Origin of the sequence: Brucella sp. IR068 (assembly GCF_049065885.1) — a bacterium.
Classification (GTDB): Bacteria; Pseudomonadota; Alphaproteobacteria; order Rhizobiales; family Rhizobiaceae; genus Brucella; species Brucella intermedia.
This window is the reverse complement of the sequence record NZ_JBAKHE010000005.1, coordinates 48,109-64,177: the sequence shown is the minus strand read 5'-3', so window position 1 is coordinate 64,177 and position 16,069 is coordinate 48,109. Positions and strand designations below refer to the sequence as shown.

The following is a 16,069-nucleotide window of genomic DNA, read 5'->3' as shown; positions in this document are numbered from 1 at the left end:
CGAGCGATTTTGCGCGCTGGAAAACCCCGCGACATTCGACCGGATTTCCCGGACGGCCATGCTCGACAACTCCCAAAAAATTGGTAAGTAGAGTTTCGTAAAAGTAATTTTGCATGGCTTTTGTGAATGAATAGGCTTCCTGATTTCGATGGGTTGCGGTTTTTATTATGTATAGGAATCGCCGTCTTTCATTTTTCCTTCCGAATTCCGGTGAAGAATGAAACATTGAATGAATTTATATTAGCCTTTTCTTATTTTACCGATGTCTTCTTTATCGTCTCCGGGCTCTTTCTGGCGCGGCGGCGGAATTATCTTTGGAGCTGGCCCCGTTATGTGGCTTTCGTCGGCAAGCGGCTGGCGCGGATTTATCCGCTGCACGTGGTTGCCTTTTCCTGTTTCGCGCTTCTATCCGCCCTCGCGGCGGCGGGAATCCTGCACCCTCTGGGCGAGCACAGTTCAAGCTGGCGCGACGGACTGGCCCAGTTGCTGCTGGTCCACAATTGGGGATTGGGCCACACCTCCTCCTACAATTATGTCAGCTGGTCGCTGAGCGCGCTTCTGGCCATGTATCTGGCTTTCCCGCTGTTCGATATGGTGTGCCGCCGTTTCGGGAGCTGGGTCCTGGTGGGCGTCATTGTTGCGACTGTGGCAGGCGAATATCTGGCGCAAAAGCTCGGCGTCCTGTCGCTTACCCGCATTCAGCTGTCCAATGTGGGCGTCTTCCGGGCCTTGCCTTCCTTTCTCTTCGGGATGTGGCTTGCCCGCAGGGAACATCCGGCCATGCCGGGGGCGGTCGTCAAAAGCCTGCTTGCCGCCTGTCTCGCCGTCTTTCTGTTCTGCCACCCCGAAAACGGCCCGGGCGAACCCCACACGCTGGAAGGTCCCTTGCGGCTGGCATTCATTTATACGGGCATCTATGTGCTCTATCTCGCATCCAGTCAGGGGATTTATACGCCGCTGCAATGGCGCGGGCTGGCAAGCCTCTCCCGTTACAGCTTCGGTATCTTCATCCTGCATCCGCTGGTCGGGATGATGTTTTTCCGAATGGCGCCGGAGCGATGGAGCGAGACGACGGCGGGCGCGGTTCTGGTCATCTGTGGGGCTGCTGTCGCCAGCGTGTTGACGGCGGCAGCTGCCTATCACCTGTTCGAGAATCCGCTCCACCGCTGGCTGGTGAAAAGGCTCGATGTTTGGGTCGGCGGATATGAGCGCGGCTCTGCCGAAGCCACGCAAGACTGCCTGCCTGTCGTCCGATAGGCAGGCGTGCCACTCGATCGGTCAGGCCGTGCGCGTCGTGCCGCTGTCCTGCCGCATCAGATAGAGCGATGCGCCGACGATCAGCGCGGCCCCCGGCCAGAAGTTGATGCCCGGCGCGGCGGCAAAAACGATCCAGCCGAAAATCACATTGATCGGCAGTCTCAGATCGTCAAACGGCTGCAGATAAACCGCATCCGCGATCGAATAGGCTGCAATCTGGAAATATTGCGCCAGGGCAGTGAAGGCCCCGATGACGATCAATATCGACCAGATCTCGACGCTCGGCGCGGCGATTGCCGTCATGCTGAGGCCGGATGCCAGCCAGAGCGCTGCATTGATGGGGGTGAGCAGCACCAGCATATAGGCCGAAATGCTGGCGGGCCTTTCAAAACGGGTCAGATATTTGGTCATCACCGAATAGCCCGCCCACAGTGCGGCGGCGAGGACCGGCAGCAGCGAATAGACCGTATAGGAATCCGACCAGGGCGCGATGATGACCAGCGCGCCGACAAAGCCGGCGAATGTGGTGAGCAGCCGCGCCGGCGTGACCTTTTCCCGCAGAAACAGCCGCGCGCAAAGGATGACGAAGAACGGCGAGGTCATGGACAGGGCGACCACCTGCCAGATCGGCACATGGGTCAGCGCGTAAATCCAGACCTGCACGCCGGCGGCGGCCAGCGCGACGCGCATGACATGCAGGCCGAAGCGGCTGGTGCGCAGGGCTCCCGCGCCATCGCGAACGAGCATGGGCAGTGTCAGCACCAGCGCGATCACATATTGCCAGAAGGCGATGATGACGGATGGAATGCCGGTACGCGTTCCCGCCCATTGGGTGGCGACGTTGACTGCGGCGTAGGCCGAACAGGCCGCGACCATCAGCGCTGCGCCGCGCACGGTCGGTTTCAAAGTTGGGGCAGAGGCAAGTTGGCTCAACGGTTTCTTCCTTCGGAGCATTTTGCAGCCAGATGAAAACATCTGGCGACGCAAAGATGCGGCAAAACGATAGGGCGCGTTCCGGTTTCGGCGGAACTTGCCCTGGCAAGCCTGTTACCTCAGGGTACGGGAAGAAAAACAACACAATGAAGACGGCAAGCCGTCCGGCACGCGCATGCTTCCAACCTCGTTCTCTTTCATCCGGACTATGACCGTCGGCTTCGGAATTGCACCGAATCTGCTGACCCTGACACATTTGCCGTGACAGGCGCTCGCGGGCTTCGGGTCCTTGACCCGTTACCGCCGGTGGGGAGTTTCACCCCGCCCTGAGAACTGGATATCTTTCTTGCGCCGAAGGCAGGAACTGCACTCCGGCGCTGGCTTTAAATAGGCCACGCTTTTTTGCATGGCAAGACAGTCGCTGCTCATGCGGCAATGATGCGTTGCTGATGCCTCTTCTTGCGCCCTTGACCGCCAGCCCATGGGAAAAGCATGGACGGATCGGAAACTCTCTTCTAGAAATCCGTGACGGAGTTGATCGGGAGAGGATCTGCTCCGCATGGTTCTGGGAGGAATGATGAGCACCAACGCAGTCCCCACGCAGCTTTCGCATGACCGCCCCCTGTGGCAGCCGGATGCGGGGCGCATCGCCGCCAGCAATCTGGAGCAGTTCCGCATTCGCGCCGAACAGCGCACGGGCCTGAGCCTGCCGGATTATGCCGCGCTGCATCGCTGGTCTGTCGAGGATCGCGCCGGTTTCTGGCAGCTTGTGTGGGATTTTTGCGAGGTCGTCGGCGAGCGCGGCAATACAGCCCTTGTCGACAAGGGCCATATGCGGGAGGCAAGGTTCTTTCCGCAGGCGCGGCTCAATTTCGCGGAAAACCTGTTGCGCCATGAGGGCGAAGGAGAAGCCATCGTCTTTCGCGGTGAGGACAAGGTCGAACGGCGCCTGAGCTGGGACGATCTCCATGCGCTGGTGTCGAGATTGCAGCAGTTCATGCTGGCGGAGGGTGTTGAGCCCGGCGACCGTGTCGCGGGCATGATGCCCAACATGCCTGAGGCGGTTGCCCTCATGCTGGCCGCTTCGTCCATCGGCGCCGTCTGGTCTTCCTGTTCGCCGGATTTTGGCGTGCAGGGCGTGCTCGACCGTTTTGGCCAGATCGAGCCGAAGCTTTTCTTCGCTTGCGACGGCTACTGGTATAACGGCAAGCGGATTGACGTGGCCGGCAAGATTGCCGAAGTGACGGCAAAACTGCCGGGGCTGAAGCGGGCCGTCATCGTCACCTATCTGGGCGAAGCGGAAGCCGTGGCAGACAAGGCGGAAAAGGGTATTGCGCTCGATGCGGCCTTGGAGCCATTCGGGGCCAGGGCCGTGGAGTTCACCCGGCTGCCCTTCGATCATCCGCTTTATATCCTGTTTTCGTCCGGCACGACGGGCATTCCCAAATGCATCGTGCATCGCGCGGGCGGCGTGCTGTTGCAGCATCTGAAGGAACATCGCCTTCATGCGGATATTCGCGAGGATGACCGCTTCTTCTATTTCACCACCTGTGGCTGGATGATGTGGAACTGGCTGGCTTCGGGCATCGCCTCCGGCGCAACGCTGCTGCTCTATGACGGTTCGCCCTTCTATCCCGACGGCAATGTGCTCTTCGATTATGCCGCCGCCGAGGGCATGACCTATTTCGGCACGTCGGCGAAATTCATCGATGCCGTGCTGAAAGCCGGGCTGAAGCCCGGTGAGACGCATGATCTGTCGGCGCTGCGCACCATTTCGTCCACCGGTTCGCCGCTGTCGCCGGAAGGCTTTGCCTTCGTCTATGACGCGATCAAGAGCGACGTGCATCTTGCCTCCATTTCCGGCGGCACCGATATCGTGTCCTGCTTCGTGCTCGGCGTCCCGACGGAACCGGTGTGGCTCGGCGAAATCCAGGGCCCGGGCCTTGGCATGGCGGTCGATGTCTGGAACGACGATGGCAAGCCGGTGCGGGGCGAGAAGGGCGAACTGGTCTGCACGAAAGCCTTTCCCTGCATGCCGCTGGAATTCTGGAACGATCCGGAAGGCGCGAAATATCAGGCCGCCTATTTCGAGCGTTTCGACAATATCTGGTGCCACGGCGATTTTGCCGAATGGACCGGGCATGACGGTATCGTCATTCATGGCCGTTCGGATGCGACGCTCAATCCCGGCGGCGTGCGCATCGGTACGGCGGAAATCTACAATCAGGTCGAGCAGATGCCGGAAGTCGCGGAGGCGCTCTGCATCGGGCAGGACTGGGACAAGGATGTGCGGGTGGTGCTGTTCGTGCGGCTTGCCGGGGGTGTCGCGCTGGACGACGATCTCAAGGCCCGCATCAAGGCGAAAATCCGTACCGGCGCCACGCCGCGCCATGTCCCGGCGAAAATCGTCGCCGTCCGCGATATTCCGCGCACCAAGTCGGGAAAGATCGTGGAGCTGGCCGTGCGCGACATCGTGCATGGACGCGAGGTGAAGAACCGCGAGGCGCTGGCCAATCCGGAAGCCCTGGAGCTCTATCGCGACATTGCCGAGCTTCATGAGGACTGATTTGACCATCCTGCAACTGTTTGGAATTGCCGGGTAGCGAGCGCAACAAAATTTCGTTATCCGGCAATAAATAGCCACAGAACGCCGCGCAAGGCCATTGCCTATTTGACCGCCACGGGACACTCTGCCTTCAACATAAGCCATCCTGCAGAGGATGGTCGCCGGGCAGAACTTGTGGAGGACGAGTATGTTTGCATCGGGCATCAATTTCGGTCTTGGCGAGGAGATCGAAGCCCTTCGCGATACGGTGCGCCGTTTTGCGGAAAGCCGCATTGCGCCGCTGGCCGCTGAAACCGACCGCAACAATCAATTTCCCATGCATCTGTGGCGTGAACTGGGCGAGCTTGGTGTGCTTGGCATCACCGCGCCTGAAGACTATGGCGGCGCCGGCATGGGCTATGTTGCCCATTGCATCGCGATGGAAGAAATCAGCCGCGCTTCCGCCTCCATCGGCCTCAGCTACGGTGCGCATTCCAATCTCTGCGTCAACCAGATCACCCGCAACGGCTCGCCCGGACAGCGCGAGAAATATCTGCCGAAACTCATTTCCGGCGAGCATGTCGGCGCGCTGGCCATGTCCGAGCCGGGGGCCGGTTCCGACGTAGTTTCGATGAAGCTTCACGCCGAAAAGCGGGGCGAGCGCTATATTCTCAACGGCAACAAGATGTGGATCACCAACGGCCCCGATGCCGATGTGCTGGTGGTCTATGCCAAGACCGATCCATCGGCAGGCCCCCGCGGGATCAGCGCCTTCATCGTCGAAAAAACCTTCAAGGGCTTTTCGACCGCGCAGAAGCTCGACAAGCTCGGCATGCGCGGCTCCAACACCTGCGAACTGGTGTTCGAGGACTGCGAAGTGCCTGCCGAAAACCTGCTGGGCGTCGAGGGCAAGGGCGTCAATGTGCTGATGTCGGGCCTTGATTATGAGCGCGTGGTGCTGGCGGGCGGGCCGCTCGGCATCATGGCGGCGTGTCTTGATGTCGTGGTGCCCTATGTGCATGAGCGCAAGCAGTTCGACCAGCCAATCGGCGAATTCCAGCTCATGCAGGGCAAGCTTGCCGACATGTATGTGACCTTCAACGCCTCGCGCGCCTATACCTATGCGGTGGCGGCGGCCTGCGACCGGGGCGAGACCTCGCGCAAGGATGCGGCGGGCTGCATCCTCTACACGGCTGAAAACGCCACGCAGATGGCCTTGCAGGCGATCCAGGCGCTCGGCGGCAATGGCTATATCAACGATTATCCCACCGGACGCCTGCTGCGCGATGCCAAGCTTTATGAAATCGGCGCAGGCACTTCGGAAATCCGGCGCATGCTGATCGGGCGGGAACTCTTTCAGGAGACCCGTTGATGGCGGTTCTCAAATCTGAAATTTCCACCCGAAGCGCCAGCTTCGAGGCCAACCGAAAGGCGATGCTGGCGGCGATCGACGTGGTGGCGGAAGCCTCGCGCATTGCGATCGACGGCGGCGGCGAGAAAGCCCGCGAACGCCATGTTTCGCGCGGAAAGCTGCTGCCGCGTGAGCGTGTGGCGCAATTGCTCGATCCGGGTTCTCCCTTTCTCGAAGTAGGACTGACGGCGGCACATGGCATGTATGACGGGGCGGCTCCTTCGGCTGGCATCATCACCGGCATCGGGCGCGTCTCGGGCCGCGACTGCATGATCGTCTGCAACGATGCGACGGTGAAGGGCGGCACCTATTATCCGGTGACGGTGAAAAAGCACCTGCGTGCGCAGGAAATCGCTGGCGAAAACCGCCTGCCCTGCATTTACCTGGTCGATTCCGGCGGAGCCAACCTGCCCAATCAGGACGAGGTTTTCCCGGATCGCGACCATTTCGGGCGCATCTTCTATAATCAGGCGCAGATGTCGGCGGCGGGCATTCCGCAGGTCGCTGTCGTCATGGGTTCATGCACGGCAGGCGGTGCCTATGTGCCCGCCATGAGCGACGAAACGGTGATCGTGCGGGGGCAGGGCACGATCTTTCTGGCAGGCCCGCCACTGGTCAAGGCTGCAACCGGCGAGGTGGTGAGCGCGGAAGATCTCGGCGGCGGCGATGTGCACACGCGGCTTTCCGGTGTCGCCGATCATCTGGCCAATGATGACGCCCATGCCTTGCAGATCGCGCGCGCCATTGCCGCCAATCTCAACAGCGAGAAGCGCGGCTTCATTTCGCGTGGCGATGGCGCTGCTCCGCTGTACGACCCGGAGGAGCTTCTGGGCGTCGTTTCCGCCGATACGCGCATTCCCTATGATGTGCGCGAGGTGATTGCGCGGCTGGTCGACGGTTCGGATTTCGATGAATTCAAGGCGCGCTACGGCACCACTCTGGTGTGCGGTTTTGCCAGCGTCTACGGCATGCCGGTCGGCATTATTGCCAATAATGGCGTGCTGTTTTCAGAGGCAGCGCTGAAGGGCGCGCATTTCATCGAGCTTTGCTGCCAGCGCAATATTCCGCTGGTGTTCTTGCAAAACATTACCGGCTTCATGGTCGGGCGCAAATATGAGGCCGAAGGCATCGCGAAGAATGGCGCCAAGCTGGTGACGGCGGTGGCAACCGCCAATGTGCCGAAGATCACCATGCTGATCGGCGCATCCTATGGCGCGGGCAATTACGGCATGGCGGGGCGGGCCTATTCGCCGCGCTTCCTGTGGACATGGCCGAACAGCCGTATCGCGGTGATGGGCGGCGAACAGGCGGCAGGCGTGCTTGCAACCGTCAGGCGCGACGGGATCGAGCGTAAGGGCGGCACATGGTCGGCGGAGGAGGAAGCGGAATTCAAGCGTCCGACGCTGGAGATGTTCGAGCGCCAGAGCCACCCGCTCTATGCCTCGGCGCGGCTTTGGGATGACGGCATCGTCGATCCGCGCAAGAGCCGCGAAGTGCTGGGCCTGTCGCTTTCCGCCACGCTGAACGCGCCGGTCGAGCCGACGCGTTTCGGCCTGTTTAGAATGTGAGGCAATCAGATGTTTAGCAAAATACTGATTGCCAATCGCGGAGAAATTGCCTGTCGGGTCATCCGCACGGCGCGCAAACTGGGCATTGCAACGGTTGCGATTTATTCCGATGCGGATGCCGGTGCGCTGCATGTCGAGATGGCCGATGAGGCGGTGCGGGTCGGCCCTGCCATTTCCGCGCAGAGCTATCTGAATGTCGAGGCGATCATCAAGGCCGCAAGGGAAACCGGCGCGGAGGCCATCCATCCGGGCTATGGGTTTCTTTCCGAAAATGCCGGTTTCGTGGATGCGGTCGAGGCGGCGGGCCTCACTTTCATCGGCCCTTCGGCCAGGGCCATTCGCGCCATGGGGCTGAAGGATGCCGCCAAGGCGCTGATGGAAAAGGCGGGCGTGCCTGTCGTTCCGGGTTATCACGGCGATAATCAGGATGGAGCCTTCCTCAAAAGCGAGGCCGACCGCATCACCTATCCGGTGCTCATCAAGGCGCGCGCGGGCGGCGGCGGCAAGGGCATGCGCCGTGTCGATCAGCCAGACGATTTTGCGGCAGCACTCGACAGCGCGCGGCGCGAGGCGGAAGCCTCGTTTGGTGACAGTGCCGTGCTGGTCGAAAAATACATGGCGAAGCCGCGCCATATCGAGGTGCAGGTCTTTGGCGACAGCCACGGCAATGCCGTGCATCTGTTCGAGCGCGATTGCTCGCTGCAACGCCGCCACCAAAAGGTGATCGAGGAAGCGCCTGCCCCCGGCATGACGCCGGAAATGCGCGCCGCCATGGGCGAGGCGGCGGTGAAGGCCGCGCTCGCCATCGGTTATTGCGGCGCGGGCACGGTGGAGTTCATCGCCGATGTGTCGGAAGGGCTGCGACCGGACCGCTTCTTCTTCATGGAAATGAACACGCGCCTGCAAGTGGAGCATCCGGTCACGGAAGCCATCACCGGGCTTGATCTGGTCGAATGGCAATTGCGTGTGGCTTCCGGCGAGGCGCTGCCGAAACGTCAGGACGAACTTTCCATAAACGGCTGGGCCTTCGAGGCGCGGCTTTATGCGGAAGACCCGGCGCGTGATTTTCTGCCTGCCACCGGCAAGCTCGCTCTGTTCGCGCAGCCTGAAAATGCCCGTGTCGATTCGGGTGTGCGAACCGGCGATACGATCACGCCGTTCTATGATCCGATGATCGCAAAGATCATCGCCCATGGCGCAACGCGCGATGAGGCACTCAACCGGCTTGATGCGGCACTAAACAAGACCCGGATTGCGGGCCTCGTCACCAATCGCCAGTTCCTCTCGGCGCTTTGCAAGCTCGAAGCTTTCCGCACCGGCGATGTCGATACGGGCCTGATCGGGCGCGAGGCGGCGGCGCTTTTCACCGCTGAGCCGCCTTCGGATATTGCCTTTGCGCTGGCCGCGCTTGGTGCGCTCGACCTTCTGGATACGCCGCAAGAAGGTGATCCATGGGTTAGCCTGTGCGGGTTCCGGCTGTGGGGCGAGGCATTGCGCTCGATTCTGCTCGATCATCACGGCGAGCGCCGCATGGTCAGCTTTACGGCCAGAGGCGGCGGGCATTTCGGCTTTGCCTTCGGCGAACTGGAAATCCGCGCCCATGAAAACGGGCTGGTTCGTTTTGCTGTCGATGGCCGCATGAGGGAGGCATCGGTCTCGCGCATCAGGCATGATGTGACGGTGCAATTCGAGGGTCGGGACACCATATTTCATCATGTGCAGTCGATAGGCGCGGAAGAGGATGCTTCAAGCGAAAGCCGCATCCTGTCGCCGATGCCGGGGCGGGTAGCGCTGGTTTCCGTCGTGGAAGGTGCAAGCGTCGCCAAAGGCGATCCGCTGGTGACGATGGAAGCGATGAAGATGGAACTGTCACTGACCGCGCCGCGCGACGGCAAGATTGCATCCGTAACCGTTGTGGCGGGCGATCAGGTCAGTGAAGGTGCATTGCTGGTCGAGTTGGAGGAGCAACATGGCTGAACACGTGGAAATTGTGGAAATGGCTGCGCGTGATGGCCTGCAGAATGAGAAGCGGTTTGTGCCGACAGCCGACAAGATCGCGCTGATCGACCGCCTGTCCGATTGCGGCTATTCGCGCATCGAGGCGACGAGCTTCGTCAGCCCCAAATGGGTGCCACAACTGGCCGACAGCACGGAAGTGATGGCCGGGATCAGGCGCGCCGACAGCGTGCGTTATTCGGCGCTGGTGCCCAACATGAAGGGCTATGAGGGTGCTGCTGCCGCCAATGTCGATGAGATTGCGGTTTTCATTTCCGCCTCGGAAGGTTTTTCAAAGGCCAATATCAACTGCTCAATCGCTGAAAGCATCGAGCGCCTGTCTCCGGTTATCGGCGCTGCGATCAATGACGGCCTGGCCATTCGTGGCTATGTGAGCTGCGTGGTCGAATGCCCCTATGACGGGCCGGTGGCCCCGCAGGCGGTTGCCGATGTGACCGAGCAGCTCTTTTCGCTCGGCTGTCACGAGGTGAGCCTTGGCGACACGATCGGGCGCGGCACGCCGGACAAGGTTGCCGCCATGCTCGATGCGGTGCTGGCCATCGCACCGGCGCACAGCCTTGCCGGTCATTATCACGACACTGGCGGGCGGGCGCTCGACAATATCCGCGTCAGCCTGGAAAAAGGCCTGCGCGTGTTCGATGCTTCGGTTGGCGGTCTTGGCGGCTGTCCTTTTGCGCCGGGCGCGAGGGGCAATGTCGATACGGTTGCCGTTGTCGAAATGCTGCATGGATCAGGGTTTGAAACCGGCCTTGATCTGGACAAGCTGAAGCAGGCCTCCTTGTTCGCGCAAAGCCTGCGTCAGGATAAAGCCGCATGAAGGAATTCGAGACGCTTCAAATCGCTGTCGATCAGCGCGGCGTCGCGACGCTGACGCTCAACCGGCCCGACCAGCATAATGCCCTGTCCGGCCTGATGATCGATGAGCTGACGACGGCAGCGCTGCATCTGGCGGATAATGAAGCCGTGCGCATCGTGATCCTGACCGGCGCGGGCGCGAGCTTTTGCGCGGGCGGCGACCTTGGCTGGATGCAGGAACAGGTCAAGGCGACGCGCACGCAGCGCATCGAGGAGGCGCGCAAGCTTGCCCTCATGCTGAAAGCGCTGCGCGACCTGCCGAAGCCGTTGATCGGTCGCATCAACGGGCAGGCCTATGGCGGTGGCGTCGGCCTCATCAGCGTGTGCGATGCGGCAATCAGTATTTCCGGCGCGCGCTTCGGGCTGACGGAGACGAAGCTTGGCCTGATACCGGCCACCATCAGCCCCTATGTGGTGGCGCGTATCGGCCAGGCCAATGCGCTGCGCACATTCACCTCGGCGCGGCTGTTCGATGCCGAGGAGGGGCGGCGCATCGGCCTGTTGCACGATGTGGTCGAGGCGGAGCGTCTCGATGCGGCGGTGGAGGCGGAGATCAAACCCTATTTCGCCACCGCGCCCGCAGCCGTTGCCGCATCCAAGCGGCTGGTCCATGCGCTGGGCGCACCGATCGACGAGACGGTGATCGACATGACGCTTACCCGCCTTGCCGACACATGGGAGACACCGGAGGCCGCGGAAGGGATCGCGGCCTTTTTTGCGAAGAGATCACCATCATGGAAGAAGGAGGGAGGAGCCAGTTAGGAGGAGGCGGTTTTTCGTTGTATTTGCGGGTACTTGGCCCCTTGCAATCGGAAGCCGGAAATGCATTCTTATTACATCATGAAAGCTCGCTCCCGTTCCGGAGCATGATTCCGAAAGGGCGAATGCTATTTCGGATAATATTATGGCTCCGGCCTCTTCGAGGCGGCGGTGCGGCGTGCTTTTGAAGCGCATCCCGAAAAGTGTGAAACGGTTTTCGGGCAAGATGCGCGTTGATGCATATGATTTGGAGCGTCTGGCGCTCTGGATCACCCCTTTGAGATCATGCGATGAACAAAAGGGAGGGCCCGGCAATTCGGCAGCGCGGATGCGCTGAGATTTGACCGGCATGGGTTGTCTCGGGGCCGTCGGAGGACGCCGCCCCACCAAAGGAGAAAAAGAATGAACCTGAAACTTCTGTCCAGCGTGGCTTTCGCAGCTACACTCGGCTTTGCCAGCGCCGCCTATGCAGACATCACCATCGGCGTCGTTGCACCGCTGACGGGTCCTGTCGCCGCTTTCGGCGACCAGGTGAAGAAGGGCGCGGAAACCGCCGTCGAAGTCATCAACAAGGCTGGCGGCATCAAGGGCGAGAAAGTCGTTCTGAAGTTTGCCGACGATGCCGGTGAACCGAAGCAGGGTGTTTCCGCCGCCAACCAGATCGTCGGCGACGGCATCAAGTTCGTTGTCGGCCCGGTCACGACCGGCGTCGCCATTCCGGTTTCCGACGTTTTCGCGGAAAACAACGTCCTGATGGTCACCCCGACCGCCACCGGCCCGGACCTGACCGCGCGCAATCTGGAAAACGTGTTCCGCACCTGCGGCCGCGACGACCAGCAGGCCGAAGTCATGGCCGATTACGTCCTGAAGAACCTGAAGGACAAGAAGGTCGCCGTGATTCACGACAAGGGCGCCTATGGCAAGGGTCTGGCCGACGCTTTCAAGGCGGCGATCAACAAGGGCGGCGTCACGGAAGTGCATTATGATTCCGTCACGCCGGGCGACAAGGATTTCTCCGCACTCGTCACCAAGCTGAAGTCTGCCGGTGCCGAAGTGGTCTATTTCGGCGGCTACCATGCCGAAGGCGGTCTCCTGTCGCGCCAGCTGCACGATGCCGGCCTCCAGGCCCTGGTTCTCGGCGGGGAAGGCCTATCCAACACCGAATATTGGGCAATCGGCGGCACCAACGCGCAGGGCACGCTCTTCACCAACGCCAAGGACGCCACCAAGAACCCGGCCTCCAAGGATGCCATCGAGGCCCTGAAGGCCAAGAACATCCCGGCTGAAGCCTTCACCATGAACGCCTATGCCGCCGTGGAAGTCATCAAGGCTGGCATCGAACGCGCCGGCTCCGCCGATGACTCGGCTGCCGTCGCCAAGGCTCTGCATGACGGCAAGCCGATCGAAACGGCTATCGGCACGCTGACCTACGGCGCCAGCGGCGACCTCAGCTCGCCGAGCTTCGACATCTTCAAGTGGGATGGCGGCAAGATCGTCGGCCTCGAATAAGGTCATTGCCTGAAAGAGAGCGCACCCCGAAAAATGTGAAACGGTTTTCGGATAGGATGCGCGGCTCATATAAACAGAAAACGCCGGGGTTTCGCCCCGGCGTTTTGCGTTTGTGGAGCGGCAGGGTCAGGAGCCGGTATAACCGAGTTCGGCTTCGATAGCCTCGAATGTCTTTTCCATCGCATAGGTAGGGCTCAGCGGAAAACCGAAATGCCCGTAGGCGATGGACAATTGCCGTTCGGCCTTGCTTTCGCTGCCCTTGGCGATTGCCGCCACATAGAGCGCGGCAGCAAGCCCCGTGCGGTCGGAGCCCGATTTGCAATGGATAAGCACCGGCTTTTCCGCATTCTGCATCAGCGCGATCAACTGTCTGGTCTGTGCAGGATTGAGTTGCTTGCTGGATGACATTGCGAAATCGGTGTGGCTGATGCCGAGCGTCTTCGCGGCGGCAATCTCCTCATCGTACCATTTCGATCCGGGTTCGGCGCCGCGCAGATTGATGATCGTCTTTATGCCGTAAAGCTTCTGCATTGACGCGATGCGCGCGGGGTTGGGCTGGTTGGAGCGATAGGCCTGCCCGACGACGATGGCGTGGATATTGCCCTTATATTGCAGTGTGTAGAGATAGCCGCCCATGACGCTTCCGCCGATGAGCAGCCCAAGCCCGGCCAGCCGGACGTAAGTAAAGGACCAATCGATATATCTGCGAAAGAACGACATAATGGCCTCATCCGAATGAAAGAATATAATAAAATAAACCGCGTAGAAATTTTCTTCTTGGTTTTCGCGGAAAATATACTAAGAATTTGACCTAATCTTGTCCTTGGAGGCAAGAGTTTGATGTTTATGTTTAAGTTATTTTTTAATTAGGGTCCCGCAGTTGCGTGCGGGAAATTTGTTGGAACAGGCGTCTGTCCGGTGTCGGGTGTCGGTTGAACGGACGGTTTTTCGCGGCTTAAGCTTCGGTTAACCATGTCTGTTTAATCTGTGACCGTGGATGGGGCAGTTAGCGGAGCAGGTTTATGCAGCGCTACAGATTTGACGATAAAAGAATTCTGATCGAGGCAATTGTTGAGTTACTCAACCGGGGCGTTGAGCCCGACGAACTCGATCTCGTATTGAGCCGGATCGGTCCGGTCGATCTCGATTTGATGCGGCAATGCCTGATCGAGGTATGGAACTACAATCATCCCGAACTGGCTGAAGCGCCGATGGCGGCCTGACGGCAAGTTCTGCGGGACAGGCATCGGACCGCGAAGCGGGGTGAATGCCAACGGAATTGAGCGCGATGCGGCGCTCGCACGGGAATACGGCAGTTGCCGGCACGGTTTGGGGCCGAAACTGTCGGGGCAGGGCCGGGTTGGACCGGTTTTGGAGCAATCTGGCCACTGCCCGCAATGTCATATTCCTGAAACGCAGACGGGTTATATCCATATGCGTATCGGGAATTCACTTGGGATCGTGACCACGGATGTACTGGCGCAACTCAGGTGAAAGCGGAAGGTCGGGTTCAGCCCGGCCTTTTTCGCGTCGAGCGCATGTCTCCCGAAAGCGGGAGCTGCCTTCGAATTTTTGCTGAAAATGTTTTATGAAAGACATTGCCTGCCGCCATTCCCGGAGGCGGCGCGATCTTCTTCTGTCAGGAAAGCGGTTCATGATACGCCATATCGTCCTCATCAAATTCAGGCCCGAACTCGAAGCCGCGCAGATCGAAGAGAGGTTGCAGTCGGTCGTCGCGCTCAAGGACAAGATCGGCGGCATCCTGTCGGTCACGGCAGGCGAAAACAACAGTCCTGAAAATCTTGAAAAGGGATTTCGCCACGGCTTCGTCGTGGATTTCGCGGATGGCGCGGCGCGTGACGCCTATCTTCCGCATCCCGAACACGCAAAGGTCGGCAAAAGCCTGGTCGAAGCAGCCGAGGGCGGCATCGAGGGCATATTGGTGTTCGACTACGCGATCTGAGTTTTGCCGAGCCACGCGGCGTGGCTCGGACGGCGCCCAGCATTTCCAGCAAAAGTGCGAAGCGGTTTTGCGTCCGGAAATGCGGAAGACAAAAAGCATTTCCAGCAAAAGTGGGAAACGGTTTTGCGCTCGGTAAAGCCAATAGCGAAAACGGTTCTGACGATTCTGTCAGAACAAGAACAAGGCTAAAGCACCAGTCCGCCCACGCCCATGCGGGACAGGTCGTCGGCGGTAAGCGCAATCCCCGCCATCAGGCGATCCAGCACCCGGTCGAGACTGTTTTCGCGGGCGCTGCGCGCCGATCCGGGCGCGGCGACAATATATTTGCCGTCGTGCTGGCCCAGAACCAGCAGATTGCCGGGATCGACCGGCATGCCGATGCGCAGGATTTCGCCGCCCGAAATGCGGATCGATTGCGGCACGATATCCGCCTCGTCGGCAACCGCCGAAGCGCTGAAAATCACGATGATGTCGCAGGCCCTGCCCACGTCCGCGATGGCCGAAGCCAGCGCCGCCTGATCGTGCGCGACGCGCTTTTCGCAAACAAGCGTCCCGCCATTGCGCACCGCACGCTTTTCCATCAGCTCGCGGGTCTTCTCCAGAACCGCCTCGCGTATGGAAGGAAGGCGCGACTGGATCAGGCCGATCCGCGCGCCATTGAAGGCGCAGACATGCAGCGCGGGCCGAGCATCGAGGCTTATCTCATGCAGGAGCGTCTCCGGCACGGCAAAAGGAATGATCTTGACGGTGGCGATCATCTGACCGGCTTCCACCCGCACATGGTTGCGCAGCGTCGCGATGGAAATGCGCGCATCATGTGCGTTGATGGCATCAATACGGTCTGCATCTGCCAAAAACATGCCGTTCTTCCGGGCGTGCAGGTTGACGCGCCCGGTCGTGGCGTTGCCGGTTTCCACATCGGCGGAAGCAATTATGCGCGCGATGGCAAGTGCCGCCTCGTCCTCGCCGATGTCGCCCTGTTCCATACGCGCGGCCAGCACCGAGCCTACGCCCGCCTCCCGCAGCAGGGCGAGGTTGAGCGCATCGAGAACCGTGCCTTTGCGCAAGGTGAGCGCACCCGCAGTCGTCGCATAGCCGAGGATCGCGCCTTCGGCCTCATCGAGCGGCATTTCGGCAAATATCATCTCTACCCCCAATTCCCCCCCCACTTCCCTCGTGAAATTCCAATAGAACATAATCCAACCGGAGTGAAACCCGGAGGATCGAATTATGCGTTGGCAGGCCCGTTAAAG

The 16,069-nt window shown here is 60.4% G+C and carries 13 protein-coding genes and 1 riboswitch; of the genes, 10 read left to right on the top strand and 3 right to left on the bottom strand.

The genetic code is table 11. The features are described 5' to 3' along the window. The first annotated feature begins 126 nt into the window (after window positions 1-126). Window positions 127-1,257, top strand: coding sequence for an acyltransferase family protein (locus ACOWVS_RS10000; RefSeq protein ID WP_031347164.1), 1,131 nt, complete (start codon window positions 127-129; stop codon window positions 1,255-1,257). A 21-nt stretch (window positions 1,258-1,278) separates the two neighbouring features. On the opposite strand, the gene ACOWVS_RS09995 is transcribed toward ACOWVS_RS10000, so the two are convergent. Then, window positions 1,279-2,190, bottom strand: a complete 912-nt coding sequence (locus tag ACOWVS_RS09995) for a DMT family transporter (protein ID WP_266063936.1) — start codon at window positions 2,188-2,190, stop codon at window positions 1,279-1,281. A 185-nt stretch (window positions 2,191-2,375) separates the two neighbouring features. Further along, window positions 2,376-2,528, bottom strand: a riboswitch (FMN riboswitch). Between the two features lie 239 nt (window positions 2,529-2,767). Between ACOWVS_RS09995 and ACOWVS_RS09990 the strand changes: the two genes are divergently transcribed. The 7 genes from ACOWVS_RS09990 (at window position 2,768) to ACOWVS_RS09960 (ending at window position 12,853) form a co-directional block, all read left to right on the top strand. Continuing rightward, a complete protein-coding gene (locus ACOWVS_RS09990) occupies window positions 2,768-4,756 on the top strand; it encodes an acetoacetate--CoA ligase (protein ID WP_031347168.1) in 1,989 nt (662 codons plus the stop codon). Between the two features lie 187 nt (window positions 4,757-4,943). Further along, a complete protein-coding gene (locus ACOWVS_RS09985; RefSeq protein WP_021587685.1) occupies window positions 4,944-6,107 on the top strand; it encodes an isovaleryl-CoA dehydrogenase in 1,164 nt (387 codons plus the stop codon). Further along, window positions 6,107-7,714: a carboxyl transferase domain-containing protein gene (locus ACOWVS_RS09980; RefSeq protein ID WP_021587686.1), complete on the top strand. Its 1,608-nt coding sequence runs from the start codon at window positions 6,107-6,109 to the stop codon at window positions 7,712-7,714. Before ACOWVS_RS09985 ends, ACOWVS_RS09980 begins: the two co-directional genes overlap by 1 nt. A gap of 9 nt (window positions 7,715-7,723) precedes the next feature. Continuing rightward, the gene (locus ACOWVS_RS09975) at window positions 7,724-9,691 is read left to right on the top strand and encodes an acetyl/propionyl/methylcrotonyl-CoA carboxylase subunit alpha (RefSeq protein ID WP_021587687.1); all 1,968 of its coding nucleotides are present in this window, start codon (window positions 7,724-7,726) and stop codon (window positions 9,689-9,691) included. Continuing rightward, complete coding sequence (locus ACOWVS_RS09970; protein WP_021587688.1) at window positions 9,684-10,547, top strand: hydroxymethylglutaryl-CoA lyase; 864 nt, start codon at window positions 9,684-9,686, stop codon at window positions 10,545-10,547. Before ACOWVS_RS09975 ends, ACOWVS_RS09970 begins: the two co-directional genes overlap by 8 nt. After that, a complete protein-coding gene (locus ACOWVS_RS09965) occupies window positions 10,544-11,347 on the top strand; it encodes a crotonase/enoyl-CoA hydratase family protein (RefSeq protein WP_021587689.1) in 804 nt (267 codons plus the stop codon). Before ACOWVS_RS09970 ends, ACOWVS_RS09965 begins: the two co-directional genes overlap by 4 nt. Before the next feature lie 399 nt (window positions 11,348-11,746). Then, on the top strand, window positions 11,747-12,853 hold the full coding sequence (locus tag ACOWVS_RS09960) for a branched-chain amino acid ABC transporter substrate-binding protein (RefSeq protein WP_021587691.1): 1,107 nt from the start codon (window positions 11,747-11,749) through the stop codon (window positions 12,851-12,853). A gap of 126 nt (window positions 12,854-12,979) precedes the next feature. Here ACOWVS_RS09960 and ACOWVS_RS09955 read toward each other — a convergent pair whose 3' ends face one another. Beyond that, window positions 12,980-13,573 carry a tyrosine-protein phosphatase gene (locus tag ACOWVS_RS09955; RefSeq protein ID WP_021587692.1) on the bottom strand — a complete coding sequence of 198 codons (594 nt, stop codon included), beginning with the start codon at window positions 13,571-13,573 and terminating at the stop codon, window positions 12,980-12,982. A 302-nt stretch (window positions 13,574-13,875) separates the two neighbouring features. On the opposite strand from ACOWVS_RS09955, the gene ACOWVS_RS09950 reads away from it, so the two are divergent. Both ACOWVS_RS09950 and ACOWVS_RS09945 read left to right on the top strand, forming a co-directional pair. Next, the gene (locus ACOWVS_RS09950) at window positions 13,876-14,076 is read left to right on the top strand and encodes a hypothetical protein (protein WP_006465760.1); all 201 of its coding nucleotides are present in this window, start codon (window positions 13,876-13,878) and stop codon (window positions 14,074-14,076) included. A 431-nt stretch (window positions 14,077-14,507) separates the two neighbouring features. After that, complete coding sequence (locus ACOWVS_RS09945; protein ID WP_025090690.1) at window positions 14,508-14,816, top strand: Dabb family protein; 309 nt, start codon at window positions 14,508-14,510, stop codon at window positions 14,814-14,816. A 185-nt stretch (window positions 14,817-15,001) separates the two neighbouring features. Here ACOWVS_RS09945 and ACOWVS_RS09940 read toward each other — a convergent pair whose 3' ends face one another. Next, on the bottom strand, window positions 15,002-15,961 hold the full coding sequence (locus ACOWVS_RS09940; protein WP_021587694.1) for a molybdopterin-binding protein: 960 nt from the start codon (window positions 15,959-15,961) through the stop codon (window positions 15,002-15,004). Window positions 15,962-16,069 lie beyond the last annotated feature (108 nt).